Source organism: Parabacteroides sp. CT06, from assembly GCF_002257605.1.
GTDB classification, from domain to species: domain Bacteria; phylum Bacteroidota; class Bacteroidia; order Bacteroidales; family Tannerellaceae; genus Parabacteroides; species Parabacteroides distasonis.
Genome location: NZ_CP022754.1, coordinates 1,188,433 through 1,210,487, shown reverse-complemented (window position 1 = coordinate 1,210,487; position 22,055 = coordinate 1,188,433). Strand labels below are relative to the sequence as shown.

Here is a 22,055-nt window from a genome sequence, read left to right as displayed (position 1 = left end):
TTTATGGTATTATATTCCAGTGGCAAAGTTAAGAAAAAAAATAAAGGCTCCCAATCCTTTTCGGACCGGAGCCTTCGCCAACTCAATAATTCCTTAAATTAGCCTAAATACGATTTTAGAAGCTTGCTACGAGTTCCTTGTCTTAATCTTCTGATTGCTTTTTCCTTGATCTGGCGGACACGCTCTCTAGTGAGGCCAAATTTGTCGCCAATCTCTTCCAATGTCATTTCCTGACAGCCAATACCGAAAAACATCTTGATTATCTCACATTCTCTTTCGGTCAGTGTAGCAAGCGCTCTATCAATTTCCTTAGCCAATGACTCGTTCATTAACGACCGGTCCGCAATAGGAGCGTCATCGTTCACAAGCACATCCAAAAGGCTGTTGTCTTCGCCTTCCACGAACGGGGCATCCACGGAAATATGACGTCCGGACACCTTCAAGGTATCGGAAATCTTATCCACCGGGATATCCAACTCATCAGCAAGTTCCTCTGGAGACGGTCTGCGCTCGTTTTCCTGCTCGAACTTGGAGAAGGCCTTGCTGATCTTGTTCAGCGAGCCTACTTGGTTCAACGGAAGACGCACGATTCTTGACTGCTCTGCCAAAGCTTGCAGAATAGATTGGCGAATCCACCATACAGCATAGGAAATAAACTTGAAACCTCTCGTCTCATCGAATTTCTCGGCAGCCTTGATCAAGCCTAAGTTACCCTCATTAATAAGGTCGGGCAAACTCAAACCTTGGTTCTGATATTGCTTAGCCACAGAAACGACGAAACGGAGATTCGCACGGGTCAATTTCTCTAACGCCCTACGGTCTCCTCTTTTGATAGCCTGTGCCAATTCCACTTCCTCTTCTACCGTGATAAGATCTTCTCGACCAATCTCTTGAAGATATTTATCCAGCGAAGCGCTTTCGCGGTTGGTAATGGACTTTGTGATCTTTAATTGTCTCATTCAATTTGTTTAATTGAGAATACGGGGTGCAAAGATAACCATTTTTGTTGAAAGAATTGGCTGGATGCACCCCACATCCAGCCAATTAAAAACCTTTAACAATCTTTTCACACCTATAAGACTACAGTCCTTGTTTATCTTATTCGGCAAGATCTATCGCATAGTACTTCGTACGTCCGTTCGGGTAGAAGCCTTTAATGAAGAGGCCTTGATCTTCCGTACGTCCTTGAAGTATGCTTTCCACAATCTTTTCCAAGTCTTCCGGAGCAGAGATCTTCTGGTTGTTTACAATCATGATAATGAAGCCTTTCTTTATACCGGCGTCTTTCAGTTTGCCGCTGGTCAGACCGGTGACCTCGATACCATAACTTACACCTAACTTACGTTTCTGCTCGTCGTTCAAAGCCTTGAACGCTGCGCCCATAACCTCTGCGCTGTCGCCACCCTTCACGACCTTGGTGCTACCTTGCGCATTACGGAGTTCTACCGTGAATTTCTTCGTGCTACCGTTGCGGTTGATCGTCAACTCTACCTTGTCGCCCGGACGGTATTTGCTGATCTGCTCTTGCAAAGCGCTAGACGATTTGATCTTCACGCCGTTCACAGCTACAATCACGTCACCCTTCTCGATTCCGGCTTCCTTAGCGGAGCTGCGCTCGGCGAAACCACCTACGTAAGCGCCCTCGAATACTTTCACTTTCTCTTTCTCAGCGTCGGGCACGTATTGCGGGTCTTGTATCAATACGCCTAATACAGCACGCTGCACGGTTCCAAATTGCTTCAAGTCGTTAGCCACCTTACCGGCGATGCTGATAGGCACGGCGAAAGAGTATCCGGCGAAGTTACCGGTCTCGGAGTAGATAGCGGTATTGATTCCGACTAACTCGCCTTTCGTGTTCACTAGCGCCCCACCACTGTTACCCGGGTTCACGGCGGCGTCTGTCTGTATAAACGACTCGATCTTGCTACGATCCTTGCCACCGGCGCCGATGTTACCACGGCTCTTAGCGCTCACGATACCTGCCGTAACGGTAGAGGTCAAGTTAAACGGGTTACCTACCGCCAACACCCACTCACCTACTTTCAACTTCTCAGAATCACCAAAGGGGATCGTAGGTAAGTCGGTTGCCTCGATCTTGATCAAGGCGATATCTGTTGTCGGATCAGCCCCTATAATCTTTGCCGGGAATTTCCGGTTATCGTTCAAGGTAACCTCCAGCTCATCTGCTCCGTCGATCACGTGGTTGTTCGTGATGATATAACCATCCGTAGAGATAATGACACCCGAGCCGGCGCCCACACGAGGTTGCTGTTGCGGACGTTGGAACCCTCCACGGCCACCGAAGCCGAAGAAATACTCGAACGGGTCCATATACTGCTGACCGCCGTCCCCGTTAGAGGCTTGCGCATTAGCCGTGGCCTTGATATGGACAACCCCGTGGATGGCGCTCTCGGCGGCCGTAGTGAAATCGATATTCTCGGCGGCCACGGTTCCATAATTCGTCAATCGGTACGGTTGCTTGAAGGTATTCTCAACTCCGGAGGCCAACTCCGCCGGACGTTGATTCTTATTCATCAGGTAAGTACTCGTTCCGATCGCGGCACCAGAACTAATGGCTGCTATCAGAGCAACACCAAGCACATTCTTCCAGATATTTTTCATACTTTTCTTATTTAATTAAACACTTAAATTTAACAGTTTCTTTACGGCAAAGAAAACTCAAAAATTGTGCGGATATTCCATTTCCATCGTATTTTTTATCACTTTTAACGAGGCATCACAGAGGCTTAACCGCACTTAACAGTACTGTGTATTGCAAAGTACCTTTTTAACAATTAAACAGCAGACGAATTGACAGTTGACATGCGATAACTGACAGTCGACAATTGATAAATGACAGTCGGTTACTGGCAATCTAGAATCCCTGTTCGTATAAAAAAACACCTAGGAGACAGAATATGTTTACGGCTGAAAAAGAAAATGTTATCCTATCTCTCCGATGCGTCTCCAAAATAATTGTCAACCGCCGACCGTCAACTGTCAACTAAAATACCTATCTTTGTCCTATCGCAGTCTGCCGGTCTGTCGCTCACCTTCGGGTGTGAGGAAAGTCCGGGCAACACAGAGCACCATACTTCTTAACGGGAAGCTGTCCGTGAGGGTAGAGTAACGTAACAGAGAATAACCGCCGGACTCGTCCGGTAAGGGTGAAAAGGTGAGGTAAGAGCTCACCGGGTCCCGTAGCGATACGGGATGCCGTACGTCTTATGGGTTGTAAGGTCATGTATACCGGCGCATGTAGGATGGCTCGTCCGATGCCGGGGGGTAGACCGCTAAAGCTTACCGGCGACGGTAAGACAAGATAAATGGCAGGCGCCTCTTTCCAAAGAGGTACAGGACCCGGCTTATAGGCAGACTGCTTTTTTTATTTGCCAATTAAATCATGTGCCGATATGCCCAAAAACAAGCCACGGGAAGAAAAGAAACCTATTGGAGAACGGATCAGCGCATTATTAGCACGAACCATCCGTTTCGTTACCTACGACATTTGGCGGATTACCGAGAATGAAGTTAGTGGGCTGAAGGAGATTTATATCAATATCATCAAGACGGTCATACTCGCCGTGCGGGGTTTCCAGAGCGAGAACCTGCAAACCAAGGCGTCGGCGCTTACCTACAGCACCTTGTTATCTATCGTACCTTTGCTGGCCGTATTATTAGGTATAGCTAAGGGCTTCGGTTTCCAAGGGACGGTACGGCAGGAGTTGTTCGATTATTTCCCCGGGCACGAGATGGAGCTGAACAAGGCGTTCGAGTTCGTGGAGAGCTATCTGGCGCAGGCGCAGGGGGGAGTGATCATCGGGGTCGGTTTGATTTTATTGTTTTATACGGTGATCAACTTGATCTCGTCCGTGGAGGATACGTTCAACGACATCTGGCAGATCCAGAAATCCCGTCCGTGGTACCGGAAGATATCCGATTATCTGGCCTTATTCCTCGTGCTGCCGGTGCTGATGACGGCATCCAGCGGTTTGTCCATCTTCATGTCTACCTTGCAGAACTCGTTCTTGGGGCAATACTTGTTTTTTACGCCACTCGTAGAGCTGTTCTTGCATATAGCGCCTTATATTATCACGACATTGGCTTTCACGGGGCTGTACGTCTCCCTGCCGAATACGAAAGTAAGGTTCGTGAACGGGTTGGTGGCAGGCTTTATCGCTGGTTGCGCCTTCCAGTTGTTCCAATTTATTTATATCAGTGGGCAGATTTGGGTGAGCAAGTACAACGCTATTTACGGTAGTTTTGCCGCACTGCCTTTGTTGTTGCTTTGGTTGCAGCTTTCTTGGTTGATTTGCTTGTTTGGCGCAGAGCTGTCGTACGCCTCCCAGAACGTGAAGAAATTCAGCTTTGAGAGGGACAGCAAAAGTATCAGCCGCCGGTACAAGGATTTCTTGACCTTGCTGATCGCCTCGCTGATCGTCAAACGGTTCGTGAAAGGCGAGAAACCCTATACGGCCGACGAGCTATCCGACGCTTACCGCATCCCTATCCGCATAACGACACAGATCTTATACCTGCTCACGGAGTTGAACATCATCATCGAGGTGAACTACGGGAATGACGACCGTGTGGCATACTACCAGCCGGCGATCGATGTCAATAAGATCACGGTCAGCTACCTGCTGACCCGCATGGACGAGTATGGCTCCGAGAACTTTAAGATTGACACGAGCAAGCTTTTCAGCAAGGAATGGAAAGCCCTGCTGAAGACACGTGAGGATATGATAAAGGCAAACGACAATATCCTGCTGAAAGACCTATAGGGAATTGAAAATTGAGAATTGAGAATTGAGAATTAATACAGGAAATAGGGATTTGACGAGTGGGGCGGTATGGAAGGTGATCCTGCGTTTCGCTTTCCCTTTGCTGATCGGCAATCTGCTGCAACAACTCTATAACGTGACCGACAGCGTCATCGTCGGGCAGTTTCTGGGGAAAGAGTCGCTGGCGGCGGTATCGGCTTCCTTCTTCATCTATTACTTTATTATCTCGCTGGTGATCGGTATCGGGAGCGGTACGTCGGTGGTGATCTCACAGTTTTTCGGGGCGAAGGAGTTCGATAAGGTGCAGAAGGCCTTCTCCTCTTTCTTTATCTTCATGTTGGTCGCAGGGGTATTGCTGTCCATAGCGGGAATTATTTTTGCCGAGCCGATGTTCAGGCTGACGAACACACCGGAGGACGTGATCCCGCAGGCGGTCGCTTATTTTAGGATTTATGTAGGGGGTACGTTCTTGTTTGTCACTTTCAATAGCATTATCTCCATATTGCGGGGTGTCGGGGAGTCCGTGCGCCCCATGCTGTTTATCCTGCTTACCACGATTTTGAATATAGCCTTGGATTTACTCTTCATTGTCGTTTTCAAATGGGGGATCGAAGGGGCGGCACGGGCTACGGTGATCGCCCAAGGGATCGGCATGTGCGTGGCCCTAGGCTACGTGAACAACACCCATCCCCTGCTCTCTATCAAGAAACAGGATTTATTGTTCGATATGGGACTGTTCAAGGAAGGGCTCCGCATCGGGCTTCCCTCCAGCGTACAGCAATGTGCCATCTCGCTAGGATTGATTGCCTTACTGGGGATCGTGAACAGTTTCGGCACGGATACGCTCACCGCTTACGGGGCAGCGGGAAAGATCGACACGATCATCATCCAAGCGGTATTGACCCTCTCTGGGGCGCTAGCTGCTTTCTGCGGGCAAAACATCGGAGCTGGGCACTTGGACCGGGTACGTGACGGGGTACGATTCGCCATGCTTGTCAACCTATTGCTGGGTCTAGCAACCTTCACGGCCATCTATTTCTTCGGGGACAAGATGATGCTGGCTTTCACCAAGGACCCGGAGGTGATCCGGATTGGCAAGGAATATTTATTGATCATGGGAGGATTCTTTATCGTACACGGCGGCTTGAACGTCTTCAACGGGGCATTACGGGGAGCTGGCGATACCCTGTTCCCAATGGCAGTAAGCATCACTTGTCTTTGGCTGATACGCATTCCCCTCGCCTATTGGTTTAGCTCTATCTGGGGACGGAGCGGTATCTGGTGGGCCATCGGCGCCAGCCTTTGCATCGGGCTTACAATCACCTATATCTATTATAAATTGGGATTCTGGAAGAACAAAGGGCCTTTACGGAAGAAATAAGCATAGCTTATTATTCGTTTCCATCGGGGTCGCATCGCCCGATCGCTTGATTGAATAGAGAAAAAGTCCTCAAGTCAATGACTTGAGGACTTTTTAGTTGCGGAGGCAAGACTCGAACTTACGACCTTTGGGTTATGAGCCCAACGAGCTACCACTGCTCCACTCCGCGATATAGTCGCTATCATTTCTTGATTGCGAGTGCAAAGGTATATATTACATTCCAAACTTCCAAACATTTTCAAGAAATATTTTCAATTTGTTTGCGTACACCCTTCGCTATCGGGCAGTGAAGCCTTGTTAAGCAGCAATTTGACACTAGAAATTCTCGATCGTATCAAAACCGAATGGTTCATATAAATGCAGACGGTTTCTCAACGATTGTATCTCCGCCTGCAAATTCCGCATCCGGTCCAGCATATGATGAATGGCCTCGATTCCCTCGATGTTAATAGACAAGTCGTAATACATACGTGTGTATTGTTCCAGATCACGGAGCTGGGAAGAGAAGAGATACCTCTCTCCATCCGTGATATTAATGTCTATCAAACCTCCCTCTTCCAGCAAAATGATGAACGAAGGGTCTATATGGCATTTCTGGCAGTATTCACTGACAATAACTAAATCTGTTTGCATAATACACCTGTTTTTAATTTAGACTTTGTATTTCCCGGAACAAATCCTTCTGTTTCTCCGTCAAGTTGGTCGGCACCTCGATCGAGTACGTGACAATCAAGTCACCAAACTGCCCCTCCTTCTTGTAAACAGGGAATCCCTTACCTTTCAACCGGACTTTCGTATTGTTTTGCGTGCCCGGTTTTACTTTCAGTTTCACCTTGCTATCCAAGGTATCGATAATCTGCTCGCCACCCAAGACCGCCGTATAGAGGTTCAAGGGGACGGTCAGGTACAGATCGTCTCCCACCCGTTTGAAACGGCTGTCGTCCGGAATAATGAACGTGATGTACAAATCACCGGCAGGTCCTCCATTCATGCCCGGCCCGCCTTGGCCTTTCAGCTTAATGGTTTGCCCGTTGGCTACGCCGGCGGGAACCGTGATACGCAGGTTCTTGCCGTTCACGGTGATCACCTGCTTATGTGTCTTGGCCGCATCCATCAAGGATAAGTGCAATTCGGCCGTGTAATCCTGTCCACGGAATCCATGATTAGAACGGCCACCGCCACCCCGGCGGGAACCAAACATAGACTCAAAGAAATCCGAGAACTCTCCATCATCGCCGGAGGAGGACCAATACGTACCTCCGCCGTTCGAGAAGCCACCGCCAAAGCCGCCACCTTGCTGGCCATACTGCTTCCGTTGAGCCTCGAACTCATCCGCATGTTTCCAATTCTCCCCGTACTGGTCGTATTTCTTACGCTTTTCCGGATCGCTAAGCACCTCGTTCGCCTCATTGATCTCCTGAAACTTACGATGGGCGTCGGGATCGTTCGGATTCAAGTCAGGGTGATATTGCCGAGCCAACTTCTTATAGGCTTTCTTGATATCATCCTGAGAAGCGTCCTTGTTCACCCCCAAAATCTTGTAATAATCGATATAGGCCATAATCTGATATGTTTAGTCTATTTTTCTCATATAATTATATAACAATAAACATACCAAGGATAGTTTTGGTTAGTGAAAATTTACTTAAAACGTTTTTAATCGTACACGCACGGAATTAAGATTGTCCGTAGATAGAAAAGGCTCTAGCCGGGATCATCAGATACCGCTAAAGCCTTTTATGGATAGGAAATTCTTCGAACCTTATTTAAACTGCATCATCTTGCTGATATACTTCCCGACAATATCGAACTCTAGGTTCACTACCGTACCTTTCTCGATCTGGCAAAAGTTCGTGTTATCGTGCGTATAAGGGATGATAGCGACTTGGAAACTGTTTTGCTGGGAGTTGCATACCGTCAGACTGACGCCGTTCACGCAAACGGAGCCTTTCTCCACGGTCATATACCCCTGCCGGGCCATCTCCTTATCAAAAGCGTACTCGAACGTATAGTACCAGCTGCCGTCCGCCTCCTTCACCTCCGCACAAACGGCAGTCTGGTCCACGTGCCCCTGTACGATATGCCCGTCCAGACGGCCGTTCATCAACATGCTACGCTCCAAGTTCACCTTATCGCCCACTTTCAGGTTCCCGAGGTTCGAACGTTCCAAGGTCTCCTTGATAGCGGTAACCGTATACGTATCTTCCGTCATGCTTACCACCGTAAGGCAAACGCCGTTGTGAGCCACGCTCTGATCTATTTTCAGCTCATTCACGAATGAGCACTTCATCGTCAGATGAAGGTTTCCTTTATCGGATTGGAGGGCTACTACCTGAGCCGCTTCTTCTACAATACCTGAGAACATAATCAAATCGTTTTTAGTTTGTACTCCCAAAACTGTTATTTATTCATGGGCAAAGATAACGCCTTTGAGGTAATAAGCCCGATAAAAAGGAAGTTATTAAATGTTTTTAATTTACGATATTATTTATCGTCCAAGGAGACCAAATCATACCGCTGGCTTCCCATACCCAACGCCTCCGCATGCTCGACGATATGGATGCCATGGCGGGATTCCATGCGCTCGATCAAGTGGACACGGCCAGGGTCCGGCGAGGCGTAAACCAGATCTACGCAAGCCTTATCCAAGGCCACGGGATCGAGTGAGGCTAGCATACCGATATCCGCCATTTTCGGCTCTTCCGGGTTCGAATCGCAATCGCAATCTACGGAGAGTCGATTCATTACGCTGATATAAAGTATATTTTCGCCACAATGGGTAGTCACGGCCTTAGCCGCCTCGGCCATTGATTCCAAGAAATGATCCTGTTCGGGAAGGTTGTTCCACAAGTCGGTTTTCGTCTTACCCGCCGTATGTATCCAAGCCTTTCCGGCGGATGAGGCTATACCGATAGAGATATTTTTCAGCGCTCCCCCGAAACCGCCCATGGCATGTCCCTTGAAATGGGAAAGGACGACCGTAAAATCATAATCCAGATAATGGGAGCCTACGAAATCCTCTTTCAGGTGTTTACCGCCTTGAACCGGAAGAGCCACCTCGCCGTCGGCATCCATGATATCCACCTTAGCGATGGCCGTGAAGCCATGATCGGCGGCGGCTTTCAAATGGCTGTCGGTATCCGCGCGTCCGCCTCCGTAAGCCGTGTTACATTCCACGATCGTACCGTTTACTTTCTTTACCAAGTCTTTGATAAGTGTAGGTTGCAGGAAGTTATGGCCTCCCGGCTCTCCGGTAGAGAGCTTCACCGCCACTTTCCCCTTGGCCTTCCGTCCCAAGGCGTCGTAGAGACGGATCATGTTCTGAGGAGTGATATCTTTCAACATATATACCTTCGAAACTCCGGCAGAGGATTCGCTTTTCGCAATCTCCGGCCTCACTTCGCCTGCGATACTCTCTACAGGTATAGAACCTGCCACCATCCATGCGCCACCCATAACGACCGAACTCCGTATGAAGTTACGGCGTGACATTTTTTGTTTTGCTGTCATGATATAGAATTTAAATTCATATGTTTCTTATTTAATCGATACGCGAAGTTCTTTAAAAACTTGAAAAATAAGACTCCTTTACGAACAAAACGAATTTTGAAAGCCTAAAAACGAAATGGGGGTTGTTCACACGGCTCCGTATCCCGTATATCATTCTAAAACATTCCTTAAAGCCACTTGTTTCATAAATAGATTATCCTAATAATATAGATCTTATGAAATCAAAGAATTTAACACTGGCCTCTCTTTTCGCCGGCTTGTTCATGTTCATGAACCCTATGGGAAGCGAGGCGTGTACAAGGGCCGTTTACCTCGGGCCGGACGATATGGTCGTAACCGGACGTACCATGGATTGGAAAGAGGACCCGCAATCCAACCTGTATCTCTTCCCCCGGGGCGTACAGAGAAGGGGAGCGATATCCGATAATACCATCCAATGGACCTCGAAATACGGAAGCGTGGTGACCGCCGGGTATGATATCGGTACGTGCGACGGCATGAACGAGAAGGGACTTGTAGCCAACCTATTGTTCCTCACCGAGTCATCTTATTTCCGACCGGACGATAACCGCCCGGTTATGGGGCTTAGCATCTGGACGCAGTATGTACTCGATAATTTCGCCACGGTAGATGAGGCGGTTGCCGAGTTAAGCAAGGAGGTCTTCCGCATCGACGATCCGGATCTTCCGAACGGGGCGAAATCAACCTTGCATCTCTCGATCTCGGACGCATCAGGGAATAGCGCTATCTTCGAGTACCTAAATGGGAACTTGGTTATCCATGAGGGACGGGAATGCCAAGTCATGACGAATTCCCCTACATACGATAAGCAACTAACCTTAAACGACTACTGGCAACAGATAGGTGGCTTGGTCATGTTGCCGGGTACGAACCGGGCTTCCGATCGTTTCGTGCGTGCCTCTTTCTATATCCACGCCATCCCGCAGACAAGTAATTTCCGGGAAGCGGTAGCCGGGGTATTCAGCGTAATGCGTAACGTATCGGTACCTCTGGGAATCACGACCCCGGATCAACCGAATATCTCCTCTACCCGCTGGCGTACGGTAGCCGACCAGAAGAATAAGGTATATTACTTCGAGTCTACTTTAAGCCCGGATATCTTTTGGGTCGATTTCAAGAGCTTGGACTTCAAGGCAGGTACACCTATCAAGAAACTAACGCTCACAAACGGCGAGATTTACGCCGGAAACACCGCCAAAGATTTCAAGGACAGCAAGCCGTTACCGTTCTTGTTCGGGATCTGAAGGGCTAGAAAAACAGACAAGAATAAATAAGGGGAGGTATCAAAAGTCGGTATTTACTCCCCCCTTATTTTTAAACAAGCGTTATTACCTTTTATGATATGCTTAACAATTAAAGCCTATGCCTAAAGCTATCCACCGGATTCGACGTGGCAGCCCGGTAGCTCTGGAAAAAGACAGAGACAAACGAGATCACGAGGCAGAATAAGCCGGCAGCGATAAATATCAGCGGACTTAAACTAATACGATATGAATAATCAGACAGCCAATCTTTCATAAAGTACATAATAATAGGTATGGCGATCACGAAAGCGATCAGCACATAATTCAAGAACGTGAATACGAGCTTAACCAATATCTCCCGATTGCTGGAACCAAATACCTTTCGTACGGATACCTCCTGCGAACGCTGTTGGATAAAATAAGTGGACATCGCCAATAAGCCTAGCAAAGAAATAAGGATGGCGATTATCGAGAATACGATTACGATCTTTGCCAAACGGATTTGCGAGTCGAATGAGTTTTGTAAACGCTCATCCATGAAGTAAGCCTCAAACTCAAGTCCGGTCACTTTCTCATATACTTTACCGATAGCCTCCTTTGCGGCGAAAGGATCACCTTGTGTCTCGATCAAGATCATCCAAGGATCTTCATTATCTTTCAAGAAACGGAACATGACAGGGTTCATCCCTGTCGTCACATTTCCAAAGCAATAGAAATCCCGGACGATACCCGCTATCGCTATCGGTCTTTCTTGCCTGTCCAGCATAAAAGAGGCCGCATCCTCCGATAAGTTCATCTCACGCATCGCTTGCTCGTTTAGGAACCAGCCCTCTGTCGTTAAATGGTTATCACGCAAAATCTCCAATCCCAGCATATCGTAACACTCCTTATCCATAACGAATTGCTGAAAAGATATATTTTGCCCCTGATAAGTAGCAGTCCAATTATTACTACCGAATAAAGGCAATCCTTGAGTCTTCCCGACCCTATCTACGCATGACAAACCTTTCAACTCACCGACAAAAGCGGATAACTGCCTTTCATCCACCGACCGCATAGCCAATAAATTCTTCGTTTTATATCCGACAGGAGCGTTGATCATATGAACGATCTGACAAACCATCGTGATAGAGGCGGCGATCATCGTGATCGTGATCACATTCTGGAATACGATAAAGAACTTACTGAATACCATTTTCGTCTTAGCCCGGAACGTACCCCTTACCACCTCGATCGGTTTAGAAGAAGAAATAATGATAGCAGGCAGTAAGCCGGATAAAACTCCCACGGCAACCGTTAATGAAACCAGAGCCAATAGCCAGACAGGTCTACCCAATACATTCATATCGACACGTGTCTGCAATAAATCATTGACAAACGGCACGACCGCCAGCGCAAGGAGAACCCCGATAATCAAAGAAATAAACGTAAGTAAAGTGGACTCCAGCATCAAACGCATGAATAACTCACCCCGTGAAGATCCCAAAAGGCGCCGGGTAGCCATCTCCTTCGCCCTGAAACCCGCTTGGGCAACCGTCAAGTTAATATAATTGATAACCGCAAAAATCAAGATAAGAAGACCTACGGACATCAGCACGATCACGAAACGCCAATCTCCCTTTCGCAAAGAAGAGTAAGAAGCGGCTTTCGCAAAATACTGCTCACTAAGCGGCAATATGCGTACCTCTTTTGCCGTCCCATATTGATACGGCCAATAAAATTCCTTGAACCAATGGGCCATATCCTCCGCACGAGAAGGGAAATCACTACCCTCACGCACCAAGACAAAAGCCGATGTACTTCCGGCATTCCCCAATTGATCCGGAGCCAACGACCAGTTCAAATACCGAACCTGCTCCCAACGCACGATCACATCGGCTTCGGGAATAGAGGAATGAAGTAAATCCTCCACCACCCCGTTTATAGTAGCCGATATGGTATCGCCCACCACCAACTTCCGTCCCATCGGATCATCCGTTCCGAACATCTTACGGGCGAACGAAGAGGAGACCACCGCATAGTTCCCGGCGGCCAACGCTTGCTCACGAGTGCCTTGTAGCAACCGGAAATCAAAGAAATCGAAGAACGTAGAGTCTGCGAACATCACGTTTGCCTTCAGTTTCCGATCACCGGAAACTACAACTATATCACTCGAATTACCCGCCACTACCGGACAAACTTTTTCTACCTCCGGATAGCGTTCCTTTATCTTATAAGGAATGGCGGCTCCGGTGGCCATCCAATTTTCATTCCCGACCAGATAGATACGATCCGCCTTGGTATGGAATTTATCTGTAGACATCTCCTGTACCGTATAGACCGCTATCAATAACACAAACATCAACGATACAGACAGACCAAACACGTCTATCAGCGTATAAGCCTTATTCCTTCCGAGGAACTTGAAAAAGGACTTAAAGTTCAATAAATTATTCATGAATTATAAATTTTCAATTACTCAGATTTCAAGCAGTTCACCGGATTATCATTAGCCGTCTTGCGGGCATCCAGACAAACCACGGAATATATAATCAATAAGACACATACGCCGCAACCCAAGAATATGTACCATGACAAAGGTACTTTCTCCGTGAATTGCTCTTGCCACTTTTGCAAGACAAAGTATGCTATGCCACCGCCTAATATGACCGCATAGATACAGATATATCCGATATCCTTTATGAACAACCTCAATATATCCCATAAGGTAGCCCCATTCACCCGGCGGACGGCGATCTCCTTACGACGACGGCTCACCTCATCATTCGTATAGCCTATAAGTCCTATCAACGTAACAAGAAGCGTGACCAGACCTCCGATCATCACGGAATCACGGAATTGGCGGGAGTCCTTATATAGATCCATGATCTCGGAACGGAAAGAGATAGCGCTCAGTTCACGATCCGGAAATGTCTCGGATATCTTCTGCTGTAAACGAGCCATATTATCGTTGGTCAGCTCATGGAACTTCACCTGCAAGGTGTACATGGGCTTATGCGCATAGAATAATACGGAGGGCCGCATATCTTGGTTCGAGATTCCTCCCAGACGGATATTCTCATACACGCCGCAAATCGTGAATGGCTCCTCATTCCATTTGCTATGCTCGGTGACGCAAATATCCTTCCCAACAACATCATCCGTCCAGCCCGCTACCAATTTCATCTTCTCCACGAAACGGCGGTCTACCATCACCTCTCTCGAGTTGGTCACATTCTCCGTGAACGAGCGGCCTTGGATCACGGGAATCTCCATCATGTCCAGATATCCGTTGCCTACCCAATAGAGATCGGCGATATTAAAAAGCTCTTGAGTCCCGCCCGGTAAAAGAATATTATTACCGGAAGCATGCTCGAAAGGCAATTGATAAACGGTGGTAGCCGCAGCGACTCCCGGAAGCCGCATCACCTCATCCAGAATCTTGGCACGAGAGGTAGAGTCCACGCCAGCTAACCCGCAGTAGGCAAGGTTCTCATAGGCATATCCCGGACGATCATTCACCATAAACGTATATTGACGGGCAACGAAAACAAGCATCGTCACCAAAAAGCCCGTAGCAACAAACTGGACAAGCAACAAGGCTTTCTTCCAGATACGCTTATTCTCCCGGTAATTACGGAAAGCGGAGGCCACCGGAATCCGGGCGTATAATGATCCCGGCATAAAACCAGATACGAAAAACACCAAGATACATATCCCTAGCAAGACCAAGCTACCATTAGACAAGAGCAAGGAATCTAACGAAGTCGCCAACAACTCCTCTACCGTACCTCTAAACGCAAGGATCAACAATAAGGCCAAGATCAGTGAAAGCACTATATGTACCAACGCCTCACCAAACATCATACCATGAATATTATTCTCGCTTGCCCCATAACATTTATGGACAGCCACCTCCTTCGAGCGATTTACGATAGAGGATATCACGATCAAGATATAGTTCATCACCGCCGTAAAGATCAAAGCGAAGGCCAGTAAGGAAAGTATCCACGTCATTCGCTTGACTTGCGGCAACTCCTTGTGTAGATTATCTAGCTTATGAAATGAGAAATCAATGCTTAACCCGACCTTTTGCTGTTCCTCCGGAGGGAAATAAGAATTCACAAACGTACGCACCTGTTCCTCCAAAGCTAAAGGATTCACCCCCTTGTGCAACTTCACATAGCTTATGTAACGATCGTTTCCCAACATATTAGTAGGCGAACCCTCCCACATGAACCGACCCGCCGAAGCCATGGAAACAATTACATCGTAACGGGAATGAGAATTTTCCGGAACTTCCTCAAAAACGCCACCAATAGTCATAGTACGTCCCGGCGAATTGTCTACCGTGAAGTTTTTCCCGATAACATCGCCTCCGATATTTTTCGCTATACGACTTGATATCAACACGTACATCGGGGTGGAAAGAACCTCTTTCGCATTTCCGATCAACATAGGACGAGGAAGAATATCAAAGAAACAACTATCCGCTATGATACAACGACCGGAGTATTTCATCTTGGTGTCGGTCATCGTAAAGGTCCAGTCTCCAAAACTCGTGTATCGGGTGACGGTCTCGATCTCGGGTATCTGTTGTTGCATAGTTGGAGCGATGCCACCGCTTGTTTGCGGATAATCCTTCAACTCCCCTCCTTTTTGCTGGTATTTCGCCCAGACTTGATAGACCCGGTCTCTATCCGGATAAAAATCATCATACGATTGTTCGAAATAGACTTTAGCGATCAATACCAAGCCTACCGCTAAGCCGATTCCCAACGATACGATTTTCATCACGTTATGCCGCCCTTTCTTAAAAATGGAACGAATGGCGATTAGTATGTTTTTCATATTATATCGATTTTATTCCAGCACCAGCACTTCATTATCCTTATAACTCTCATAACTGGACACAATCACCTTCTCACCGGCTTCCAGACCTTCAAGAACCTCATAATATTGCGGGTTCTGACGGCCGATCTTGATAGAACGCCTGTAAGCTTTCTTTCCATCCGGATCAAGAACAAATATCCAGCTTCCGCCCGTGCTCTGGAAGAAAGTTCCCTTCGGGATAATGATACTCTCGGTAGGTTGCCCCAGCTCCAAGTTGATATAGTAGGTCTGTCCACTACGGATATTATCCGGACGCTCACCCGTGAAAACGAAATCCGTACGGAACTTACCATCACGAACCTCGGGATAAACTTTGCGCACCGTTAAGTCGAAAGACGAGCCTTGACGCTCGAAAGCGGCGCTTAAGCCCGGTTTCACGCGGTCTATATAATGCTCGTCGATCATGGCCTCTATCTTATAATCGGAAAGGTCGTTAATCTGGCCGATCTTTTGTCCGGGATTGATGCTTTGCCCCAATACGACATCCAACAGTCCCAACTCACCGTCGATCTGGGAACGGACATTCAAGTTTTCCTTACGTTCGCGGATCAACAGGATATTCTTCCGCATGTTCGCCAAGCTGGCCTCCATCTCATCCATCTGGATCGTGCGGGAGATAGAGTCTTGGCGCAAGCGCTCGGTAATCAAGGCGTGCTTTTGAGAGGCTAACTCGAAGTCCTCCTTCGCTTTCAGATAATCCTCCTTGGCGATCAAGTTCTCTTTATACAACTGCTCTTGTTGGTTGAACGAGCGGCGGGCCCGGTTCATGTCCATATCGTATTGAAGTTTCTCCATCTGATTGGTCAGCTTATCCTGCTCCATGGTAACCTGCGTATTACGAAGGAAGTTCTGCTTCTCCGCCAACTCGGCCTCAGCGTTCAAGATCTGCAAATCTAGATTTGAGTTGCTCAGACGAACAATGATATCGCCTTTCTTCACTTGGGCACCCTCTTCCACGACTTTCTCCTGTACGATACCGCCCTCCTCGGGGCTAAGCTGCACGACCGTGATAGGTTGCACCTGACCATCCATACGAAAGAAGTCATTGAATTGCTCACGGGTCACATTACCGATGCTAATCCCTCTCGCATCCACTTTCAACGTAGAAGCATGATCACCAAAGATAATCCATCCCAACAAGATAACGAACAACACGCCACCCGCTACATAAGGAATATGCTTCTTCTGAAGACCTTTCTTTTTCTCTAATTGTATATCCATCGTATTCTATATTTTTTATTATCATCTAAATTCTATGTTCTCAATTCTTATTCATTGATAAGAGGCTTGCCCTTATAATAATCCACCAGCTTGCTTTTCAATAAGTACATCAATCGCTTTTGAAGCAGATTGGCCTTGGACTCCAACAGCGTATTCGCACTTGTCTGTACATCCAGCGTGCTCATCAGGCCTTCCTCGTACTTCCGTAGGGTAACACGATAAGCCAACTCATCCGATTTCACCTTCTTATCCATCTGTATGGCCTCTTTAGCGTATCCCTCACGATCCAAGACCGATTGCTCTACCGCTGTCTGCAACTGGCGAAAGACCTCTGTCCTTGTCTCCCGTGCGATCCGCATATTGTTACGGTAACGACGAGCGTTCGTTAGTCTGCTCAAACCATCGAACAAGGGAAAGCTAAGGCTAAAAGATACATATTCACCACGGTTATTTTTAAACTGATCCTTGAAACCTTCCGGGGCATTATCAGACTTCAGGTTCTCGAAATAACTCGTAGAGATTCCGGCATTCAAATAAATGCTCGGCAGCAACTTTCCTTTATAAATACGATATTGGTATTTACTTTGCGTTAATTGATACTCGGCTTGCAAGGCGGTAGGGTTATTCCCGGACGCATAGGCGAAAATCTCCGCCACATTCTCTACTTCCGGGACATAATTGATATCCGGTAATAAAGTATCCACCTCCAGTTCTAAATCAGATGGATAATTCATACATTCCCTCAAAGTAAGCAAGGCGGTATTGAAAAGATTCTGCTGGTGGGTCAATGTATAATCATCGGCCGCTACTTGAGCCTCGAATTGAGCTACATCCGCTTTCCCTTTCAAACCCAGCTCTTCTTGCCGGCGAGTCTTATATAAGGTACGGTTACTCTCCTCCAATTTCTCGGCCGCCATACGAATCGTTCCTTTATAATACACCACATCCATATAAGCCTGCATGGTTTTCATCGCTAAATCATCTTTCGCTTTCTGTATGTCATTAACTCCCATACGGCGATTGGATTTTGCCATCAACCATTGATTGATCAGCTGTCCGCCCGTAAAAATAGGAATAGAAGCGTCGAGGCCATAGTTATTATTAAACGTAGAAGTATTCTCATAGGTATTGGTCGCAGGGTCGATCGAACGGCCAAAACTATATTGCGCTCCGACCTTAGCCGATGCCGCCGGGAAAAAAGAAGCTACGGCGGCATTCCGTTCCGCCTTATACGTATCTGATGTATAAACTTGCTTTTTAACCGATGGGCTGTTTTCCACGGCATAGCGCATACATTCATCCAAAGTCCAAAGTTTCTCTTGGGCCACCGTCGCGGTAGCGAAACTGAGAGAAAGAACTGTTGTAAGTAATATTTGTTTCATTGCTCTATTATTTTCTACCTAAATAATAGCAAAGAACGTGCCAAAACACATAAACAACTAAACAACAATCAGATAACAAAAAGCTATTCTTTTAGAACTGTCCAATATTTTGACAACGCTGTCTAATTGTTTGACACTATTCCCACTTTGACACGTAAGAGCGTCTCCTCTTCTCCCTAAGTAAAAAACGCTCTACTCCTATATGAATTCTTGCTCGATAGCCTATGAATTCTTATGCGCATACTGTATAATTCTACAAACCACGACGTGGTCTGTACAGATCAAGGCGTGGAATATACAGATCACGCCGTGGTCTATACATTCCACAGCGATAATCAGGAAATAGATGAGATAGTAATTATATTTGTATATAGTAAGAAGAATTTTTTTTACTTGAAGATACGAACAATTGTTTTGATTACAATCGTTGACTATCCTTTAGATTTAAGGGTAGGACACAAAAAAAGAGAAACAGTTGAATACCAACCATTTCCCTTTTTCTAAGTCGGGGTACCAAGATTCGAACTTGGGACCCCCTGCTCCCAAAGCAGGTGCGCTAACCGGACTGCGCTACACCCCGTTTTGCAATTCATAGTGTTTATCTCTGATTGCGGTGCAAAGGTACGCCTTTATTTTAAACTACAAAACTTTTCGGTAACTTTTTTCATGAAAAATATCATTTTCTTGTTGAGTGGATAGAATGGAACTTTGCGTCAGATAGTTCTTATCGTTGGCGTAAATAAATAAAAGGGTTCCATTCTTTATCGTATTAATAATTGGCTTACTGACAGATACAGGCAACGCAGGGCAACCAAAGCTACGTCCTAACCGACCCGAGGAAGCTGCCACAGAAGGATCGGAATAAGAGGCGCCATGAATTACAATCGCCCTTTGCTTAGCCAAATCATTTATTCCTTTTTCCAATCCATTTAGGATAAGCGAATAGCCATTCCGACCTTGGTACGTATTTTCCGTCAGATAAAATCCTAAAGAGCTTTTATGAGAACCGTTCTCGTTCGAGAAAGAGGTCGCATAATTCCCTCCGCTATTCTTACCGTGAGAAACCAAAGAGGTGTAAAGTATTCTCTTTTGCCGTATATCCAATACAACCATACGCTCCGCCGTAGAAGGTTTAGAGAAATCGATCAATGTAAGGATATCCTTATTTTTCCGATCAATCTTCTCGGAACCTCTAAGCCCCTGCATAAACGCATCGAAACAAACCCATTGATCCAATCGCATCTCCTCATATAATTGGCGCCCCATAACCGCCACAGACGTTGATCCCGTTTCCGGAGATAGGGCACGCAAAACGCCACCGGTTGAAATTGAACCTACAGACAAGACAATAAAAAACAAATACAAGAAAATCCTTCGCATACTAAAAAACAATAACGCCGCAAAGTTATGATTTTTATTCTAATACAAAAACAATCGTCTCATTAACAGGCGCCCAATCGTAAACAAATTGCGCATGCGAAGTCGCGTTTCTCACACACATATGAGACCGGGGTGTCGTTCCCAACGAAGGACTATATTCGATCAACGATTTACGAGGAGCGTTGACCGGTACGCCATGGATATACGCCCCATTCGTAAAACGGTTGGCATAAGGAGCGAATCCGCCAGTCTCCTTGGAACCGTCTACCAAATAGATCATGCGAGACTTTTTTTCTTGGAGAACATACATTCCCAACGGGGTTTCCTGCGCATAAGGAGGACGATGCTGTCCGGTAGTCGCAGGGTTCATGCTACGAACCAACCATTTCGAGCCGACGTGCTCCAAGGTCGCGATATTCTGGTTATGACGATCCACGAAGATCGCCTTATCGAAGACTACCGTATCCCCTATTTGCTTGATATATTTCTTCGGAGCATACCACTCCTCCTCCCCATCATACACGGTTTGTATACGAGCGAATTTAGAATCCTCATCCATCGCCTTGATACGAACCAAGCTACCGTCACGTCCATAGATCTCGGGAATCACGGTATCAGTCAGCAAATAAAGCGGGACGGATTGATAGCGTTCTACACCAAGCGTATCGGAAACCCTCTTATAGGCATCTCTCTTGAAGACTTTTACAAGAGGAGCCTCTCCATTCCTGTTTTTATAGTTCTGCAAGATCGCCCATTGAGACGGCTCCCTTTGGATCGACTCCAATAAGGATAATCTTTCTTTCATTTTCTCCCACTGGAACTCCCGTGTCGTATCTTTATAGAGGTAAGTATCTTCTAAAGTATGCTTATCGTAAAGCAGCTCTTTCTCTATTTCGATATGGGGAGGCAAAGTCTCCATGATCACAGCGGAATCCTTCGATATAGAATCCACAGGAGTTAAGACCTCGGTTTGAGCAGGCTCGGTCCTCGGCGTACAATAACTTAGCGTACAAAGGCTCGATATCAAAAGTATAAAAACTGTTCTCGTCATCATTATTACCCGGGATTTATTTGAATATCGTAAATATACGATTTTTTCCAAATAACAGGTAATCTTATCATCTTGTTTACAAAGTAACCGCGCCAAATGACAGAGCTATCCTATATTCATCCTATAATCCATTTACTGCCCGGTATTAATGAGATAATCTTTGTCGTCACATAACAGCAGATAAATGTACTTACCGCAATGCATGGTATGGCGGCGACAGTAGGCAAGGCTAAGTCGTGCTTAAACACCGTTACCCACAATCCGAGCCAAAATATATGCATAAGGTACATACCGTAGCTGAGTTTAGACATCTCTGTTATGAGTCGTGGAGATTTCGAATTGCCTATGCAAGTAAAAGCGAGGAACGTACCCGCCGTAAGAAGCACACAGTTAATCGTACAGAAAGCCCATCCGATCTCTATCTCAGGTGTGACAAGAGTTACTCCGGGTATCGCTTGGACATAGAAGGAATAAATCGTCAGCAAGGCACCGACGACCATCGAGGCGATTCCGATAACCAGACGTTTAGAACGGTTCCATGTAAGATGGACATGTATATAATGTGCCAGTACGAGGTATCCTAAATAACCGGAGAAGTACCACAGTATATGGTATTCGTTCCAAAAACATTGTCCCCACACCTCGCCGAAGCAACGATTGAGATAGGGCATACAGGTCGACAACAGAAACAAGCCGATGAAAAAACGCTCTTCTTTCGCCGTGGCTTTATTCAACCATGGCGATATTACGGGTATAAATAAATAGAGGCTGATCAAAGGGTACATGAACCACAAATGTCCGGCCTGTGAAGGAAAGTTCAAGAATATTCTCGATATATCTTTCAATGATGTCTCGGCATCTATCTGCCCCCACAGCAAGGGTAAAGTGCTGTATAGTATCATAAATATGAAAAACGGCGGTAAGATGCGAATACAACGCTGACGGTAGAATTGCCAAGAGGTCAGCCCTGCCTTCATCGGCGCAAGAAGAAAGGCGGAGACAATTATAAACAATGGCACCGCCATGCGTGAGAAACCATCGTATACGGCTACCCACAACCGATCAGCCTCATTGGCCAGATAAGATTGCGGTCCCACCATATCCGTGGAGCCCTCAGCTCCATAAAAGTTTTCACTGGCGTGGACAACCATGACAAGGAAGCACGCAAACACACGCACGTAATCCAAAAAAACTATACGCTTCATTTTT

General features: G+C 46.6%; 16 protein-coding genes, 2 tRNA genes and 1 other RNA gene. 4 read left to right on the top strand and 15 right to left on the bottom strand.

All coding sequences use genetic code 11. The annotated features are described in order from the left end of the window. Window positions 1-98: 98 nt before the first annotated feature. The gene (locus CI960_RS05310) at window positions 99-959 is read right to left on the bottom strand and encodes an RNA polymerase sigma factor RpoD/SigA (protein WP_005641668.1); all 861 of its coding nucleotides are present in this window, start codon (window positions 957-959) and stop codon (window positions 99-101) included. 139 nt (window positions 960-1,098) lie between these two features. Beyond that, on the bottom strand, window positions 1,099-2,622 hold the full coding sequence (locus CI960_RS05305) for a Do family serine endopeptidase (RefSeq protein WP_005862015.1): 1,524 nt from the start codon (window positions 2,620-2,622) through the stop codon (window positions 1,099-1,101). A 407-nt stretch (window positions 2,623-3,029) separates the two neighbouring features. Here CI960_RS05305 and rnpB point away from each other — a divergent pair. From rnpB to CI960_RS05290, 3 genes are all read left to right on the top strand, one after another. Beyond that, window positions 3,030-3,384, top strand: an RNA gene (gene rnpB, locus CI960_RS05300) — RNase P RNA component class A. 29 nt (window positions 3,385-3,413) lie between these two features. After that, a complete protein-coding gene (locus CI960_RS05295; protein WP_005862013.1) occupies window positions 3,414-4,784 on the top strand; it encodes a YihY/virulence factor BrkB family protein in 1,371 nt (456 codons plus the stop codon). A 25-nt stretch (window positions 4,785-4,809) separates the two neighbouring features. Then, window positions 4,810-6,165 carry an MATE family efflux transporter gene (locus tag CI960_RS05290; RefSeq protein WP_008780858.1) on the top strand — a complete coding sequence of 452 codons (1,356 nt, stop codon included), beginning with the start codon at window positions 4,810-4,812 and terminating at the stop codon, window positions 6,163-6,165. 97 nt (window positions 6,166-6,262) lie between these two features. Here the strand turns inward: CI960_RS05290 and CI960_RS05285 are convergent. The 5 genes from CI960_RS05285 to CI960_RS05265 all read right to left on the bottom strand — a co-directional run bounded on the left by CI960_RS05285 (window position 6,263) and on the right by CI960_RS05265 (window position 9,675). Next, window positions 6,263-6,334: transfer RNA gene (locus CI960_RS05285), tRNA-Met, on the bottom strand. A gap of 146 nt (window positions 6,335-6,480) precedes the next feature. Then, window positions 6,481-6,798, bottom strand: coding sequence for a chaperone modulator CbpM (locus CI960_RS05280; protein WP_005862009.1), 318 nt, complete (start codon window positions 6,796-6,798; stop codon window positions 6,481-6,483). A 13-nt stretch (window positions 6,799-6,811) separates the two neighbouring features. Beyond that, window positions 6,812-7,726: a DnaJ C-terminal domain-containing protein gene (locus CI960_RS05275; RefSeq protein WP_005862007.1), complete on the bottom strand. Its 915-nt coding sequence runs from the start codon at window positions 7,724-7,726 to the stop codon at window positions 6,812-6,814. Between the two features lie 201 nt (window positions 7,727-7,927). Further along, complete coding sequence (locus tag CI960_RS05270; protein ID WP_005862004.1) at window positions 7,928-8,530, bottom strand: riboflavin synthase; 603 nt, start codon at window positions 8,528-8,530, stop codon at window positions 7,928-7,930. Window positions 8,531-8,649: 119 nt separating this feature from the next. Then, on the bottom strand, window positions 8,650-9,675 hold the full coding sequence (locus CI960_RS05265) for a DUF362 domain-containing protein (RefSeq protein ID WP_005862002.1): 1,026 nt from the start codon (window positions 9,673-9,675) through the stop codon (window positions 8,650-8,652). 215 nt (window positions 9,676-9,890) lie between these two features. Between CI960_RS05265 and CI960_RS05260 the strand changes: the two genes are divergently transcribed. Next, window positions 9,891-10,940: a linear amide C-N hydrolase gene (locus tag CI960_RS05260; RefSeq protein WP_005862000.1), complete on the top strand. Its 1,050-nt coding sequence runs from the start codon at window positions 9,891-9,893 to the stop codon at window positions 10,938-10,940. A gap of 109 nt (window positions 10,941-11,049) precedes the next feature. On the opposite strand, the gene CI960_RS05255 is transcribed toward CI960_RS05260, so the two are convergent. The 8 genes from CI960_RS05255 to CI960_RS05220 all read right to left on the bottom strand — a co-directional run bounded on the left by CI960_RS05255 (window position 11,050) and on the right by CI960_RS05220 (window position 22,051). Next, entirely contained in the window at window positions 11,050-13,377 is a 2,328-nt protein-coding gene (locus CI960_RS05255; protein ID WP_005861998.1) for an ABC transporter permease, read from the bottom strand. 17 nt (window positions 13,378-13,394) lie between these two features. Further along, entirely contained in the window at window positions 13,395-15,770 is a 2,376-nt protein-coding gene (locus CI960_RS05250; RefSeq protein ID WP_005861996.1) for an ABC transporter permease, read from the bottom strand. 12 nt (window positions 15,771-15,782) lie between these two features. Continuing rightward, window positions 15,783-17,033, bottom strand: a complete 1,251-nt coding sequence (locus CI960_RS05245; RefSeq protein ID WP_005861993.1) for an efflux RND transporter periplasmic adaptor subunit — start codon at window positions 17,031-17,033, stop codon at window positions 15,783-15,785. A 47-nt stretch (window positions 17,034-17,080) separates the two neighbouring features. Continuing rightward, window positions 17,081-18,415: a TolC family protein gene (locus CI960_RS05240; protein WP_005861991.1), complete on the bottom strand. Its 1,335-nt coding sequence runs from the start codon at window positions 18,413-18,415 to the stop codon at window positions 17,081-17,083. A 505-nt stretch (window positions 18,416-18,920) separates the two neighbouring features. Continuing rightward, window positions 18,921-18,995: transfer RNA gene (locus CI960_RS05235), tRNA-Pro, on the bottom strand. A 59-nt stretch (window positions 18,996-19,054) separates the two neighbouring features. Beyond that, window positions 19,055-19,795 carry a murein L,D-transpeptidase catalytic domain family protein gene (locus CI960_RS05230; protein ID WP_005861989.1) on the bottom strand — a complete coding sequence of 247 codons (741 nt, stop codon included), beginning with the start codon at window positions 19,793-19,795 and terminating at the stop codon, window positions 19,055-19,057. A 34-nt stretch (window positions 19,796-19,829) separates the two neighbouring features. Beyond that, complete coding sequence (locus CI960_RS05225) at window positions 19,830-20,849, bottom strand: L,D-transpeptidase (RefSeq protein WP_005861987.1); 1,020 nt, start codon at window positions 20,847-20,849, stop codon at window positions 19,830-19,832. A gap of 113 nt (window positions 20,850-20,962) precedes the next feature. Next, window positions 20,963-22,051, bottom strand: coding sequence for an acyltransferase (locus CI960_RS05220; RefSeq protein ID WP_005861985.1), 1,089 nt, complete (start codon window positions 22,049-22,051; stop codon window positions 20,963-20,965). Window positions 22,052-22,055: the final 4 nt, after the last annotated feature.

What these genes read in the sequence shown, in the direction of transcription:
- CI960_RS05305 (WP_005862015.1), bottom strand. Translation starts at nt 2,622, where the DNA reads ATGAAAAATATCTGGAAGAATGTGCTTGGTGTTGCTCTGATAGCAGCC.
- CI960_RS05250 (WP_005861996.1), bottom strand. Translation starts at nt 15,770, where the DNA reads ATGAAAAACATACTAATCGCCATTCGTTCCATTTTTAAGAAAGGGCGG.
- CI960_RS05260 (WP_005862000.1), top strand. Translation starts at nt 9,891, where the DNA reads ATGAAATCAAAGAATTTAACACTGGCCTCTCTTTTCGCCGGCTTGTTC.
- CI960_RS05255 (WP_005861998.1), bottom strand. Translation starts at nt 13,377, where the DNA reads ATGAATAATTTATTGAACTTTAAGTCCTTTTTCAAGTTCCTCGGAAGG.
- CI960_RS05245 (WP_005861993.1), bottom strand. Translation starts at nt 17,033, where the DNA reads ATGGATATACAATTAGAGAAAAAGAAAGGTCTTCAGAAGAAGCATATT.
- CI960_RS05310 (WP_005641668.1), bottom strand. Translation starts at nt 959, where the DNA reads ATGAGACAATTAAAGATCACAAAGTCCATTACCAACCGCGAAAGCGCT.
- CI960_RS05240 (WP_005861991.1), bottom strand. Translation starts at nt 18,415, where the DNA reads ATGAAACAAATATTACTTACAACAGTTCTTTCTCTCAGTTTCGCTACC.
- CI960_RS05275 (WP_005862007.1), bottom strand. Translation starts at nt 7,726, where the DNA reads ATGGCCTATATCGATTATTACAAGATTTTGGGGGTGAACAAGGACGCT.
- CI960_RS05220 (WP_005861985.1), bottom strand. Translation starts at nt 22,051, where the DNA reads ATGAAGCGTATAGTTTTTTTGGATTACGTGCGTGTGTTTGCGTGCTTC.
- CI960_RS05270 (WP_005862004.1), bottom strand. Translation starts at nt 8,530, where the DNA reads ATGTTCTCAGGTATTGTAGAAGAAGCGGCTCAGGTAGTAGCCCTCCAA.
- CI960_RS05225 (WP_005861987.1), bottom strand. Translation starts at nt 20,849, where the DNA reads ATGATGACGAGAACAGTTTTTATACTTTTGATATCGAGCCTTTGTACG.
- CI960_RS05230 (WP_005861989.1), bottom strand. Translation starts at nt 19,795, where the DNA reads ATGCGAAGGATTTTCTTGTATTTGTTTTTTATTGTCTTGTCTGTAGGT.
- CI960_RS05295 (WP_005862013.1), top strand. Translation starts at nt 3,414, where the DNA reads ATGCCCAAAAACAAGCCACGGGAAGAAAAGAAACCTATTGGAGAACGG.
- CI960_RS05265 (WP_005862002.1), bottom strand. Translation starts at nt 9,675, where the DNA reads ATGACAGCAAAACAAAAAATGTCACGCCGTAACTTCATACGGAGTTCG.
- CI960_RS05280 (WP_005862009.1), bottom strand. Translation starts at nt 6,798, where the DNA reads ATGCAAACAGATTTAGTTATTGTCAGTGAATACTGCCAGAAATGCCAT.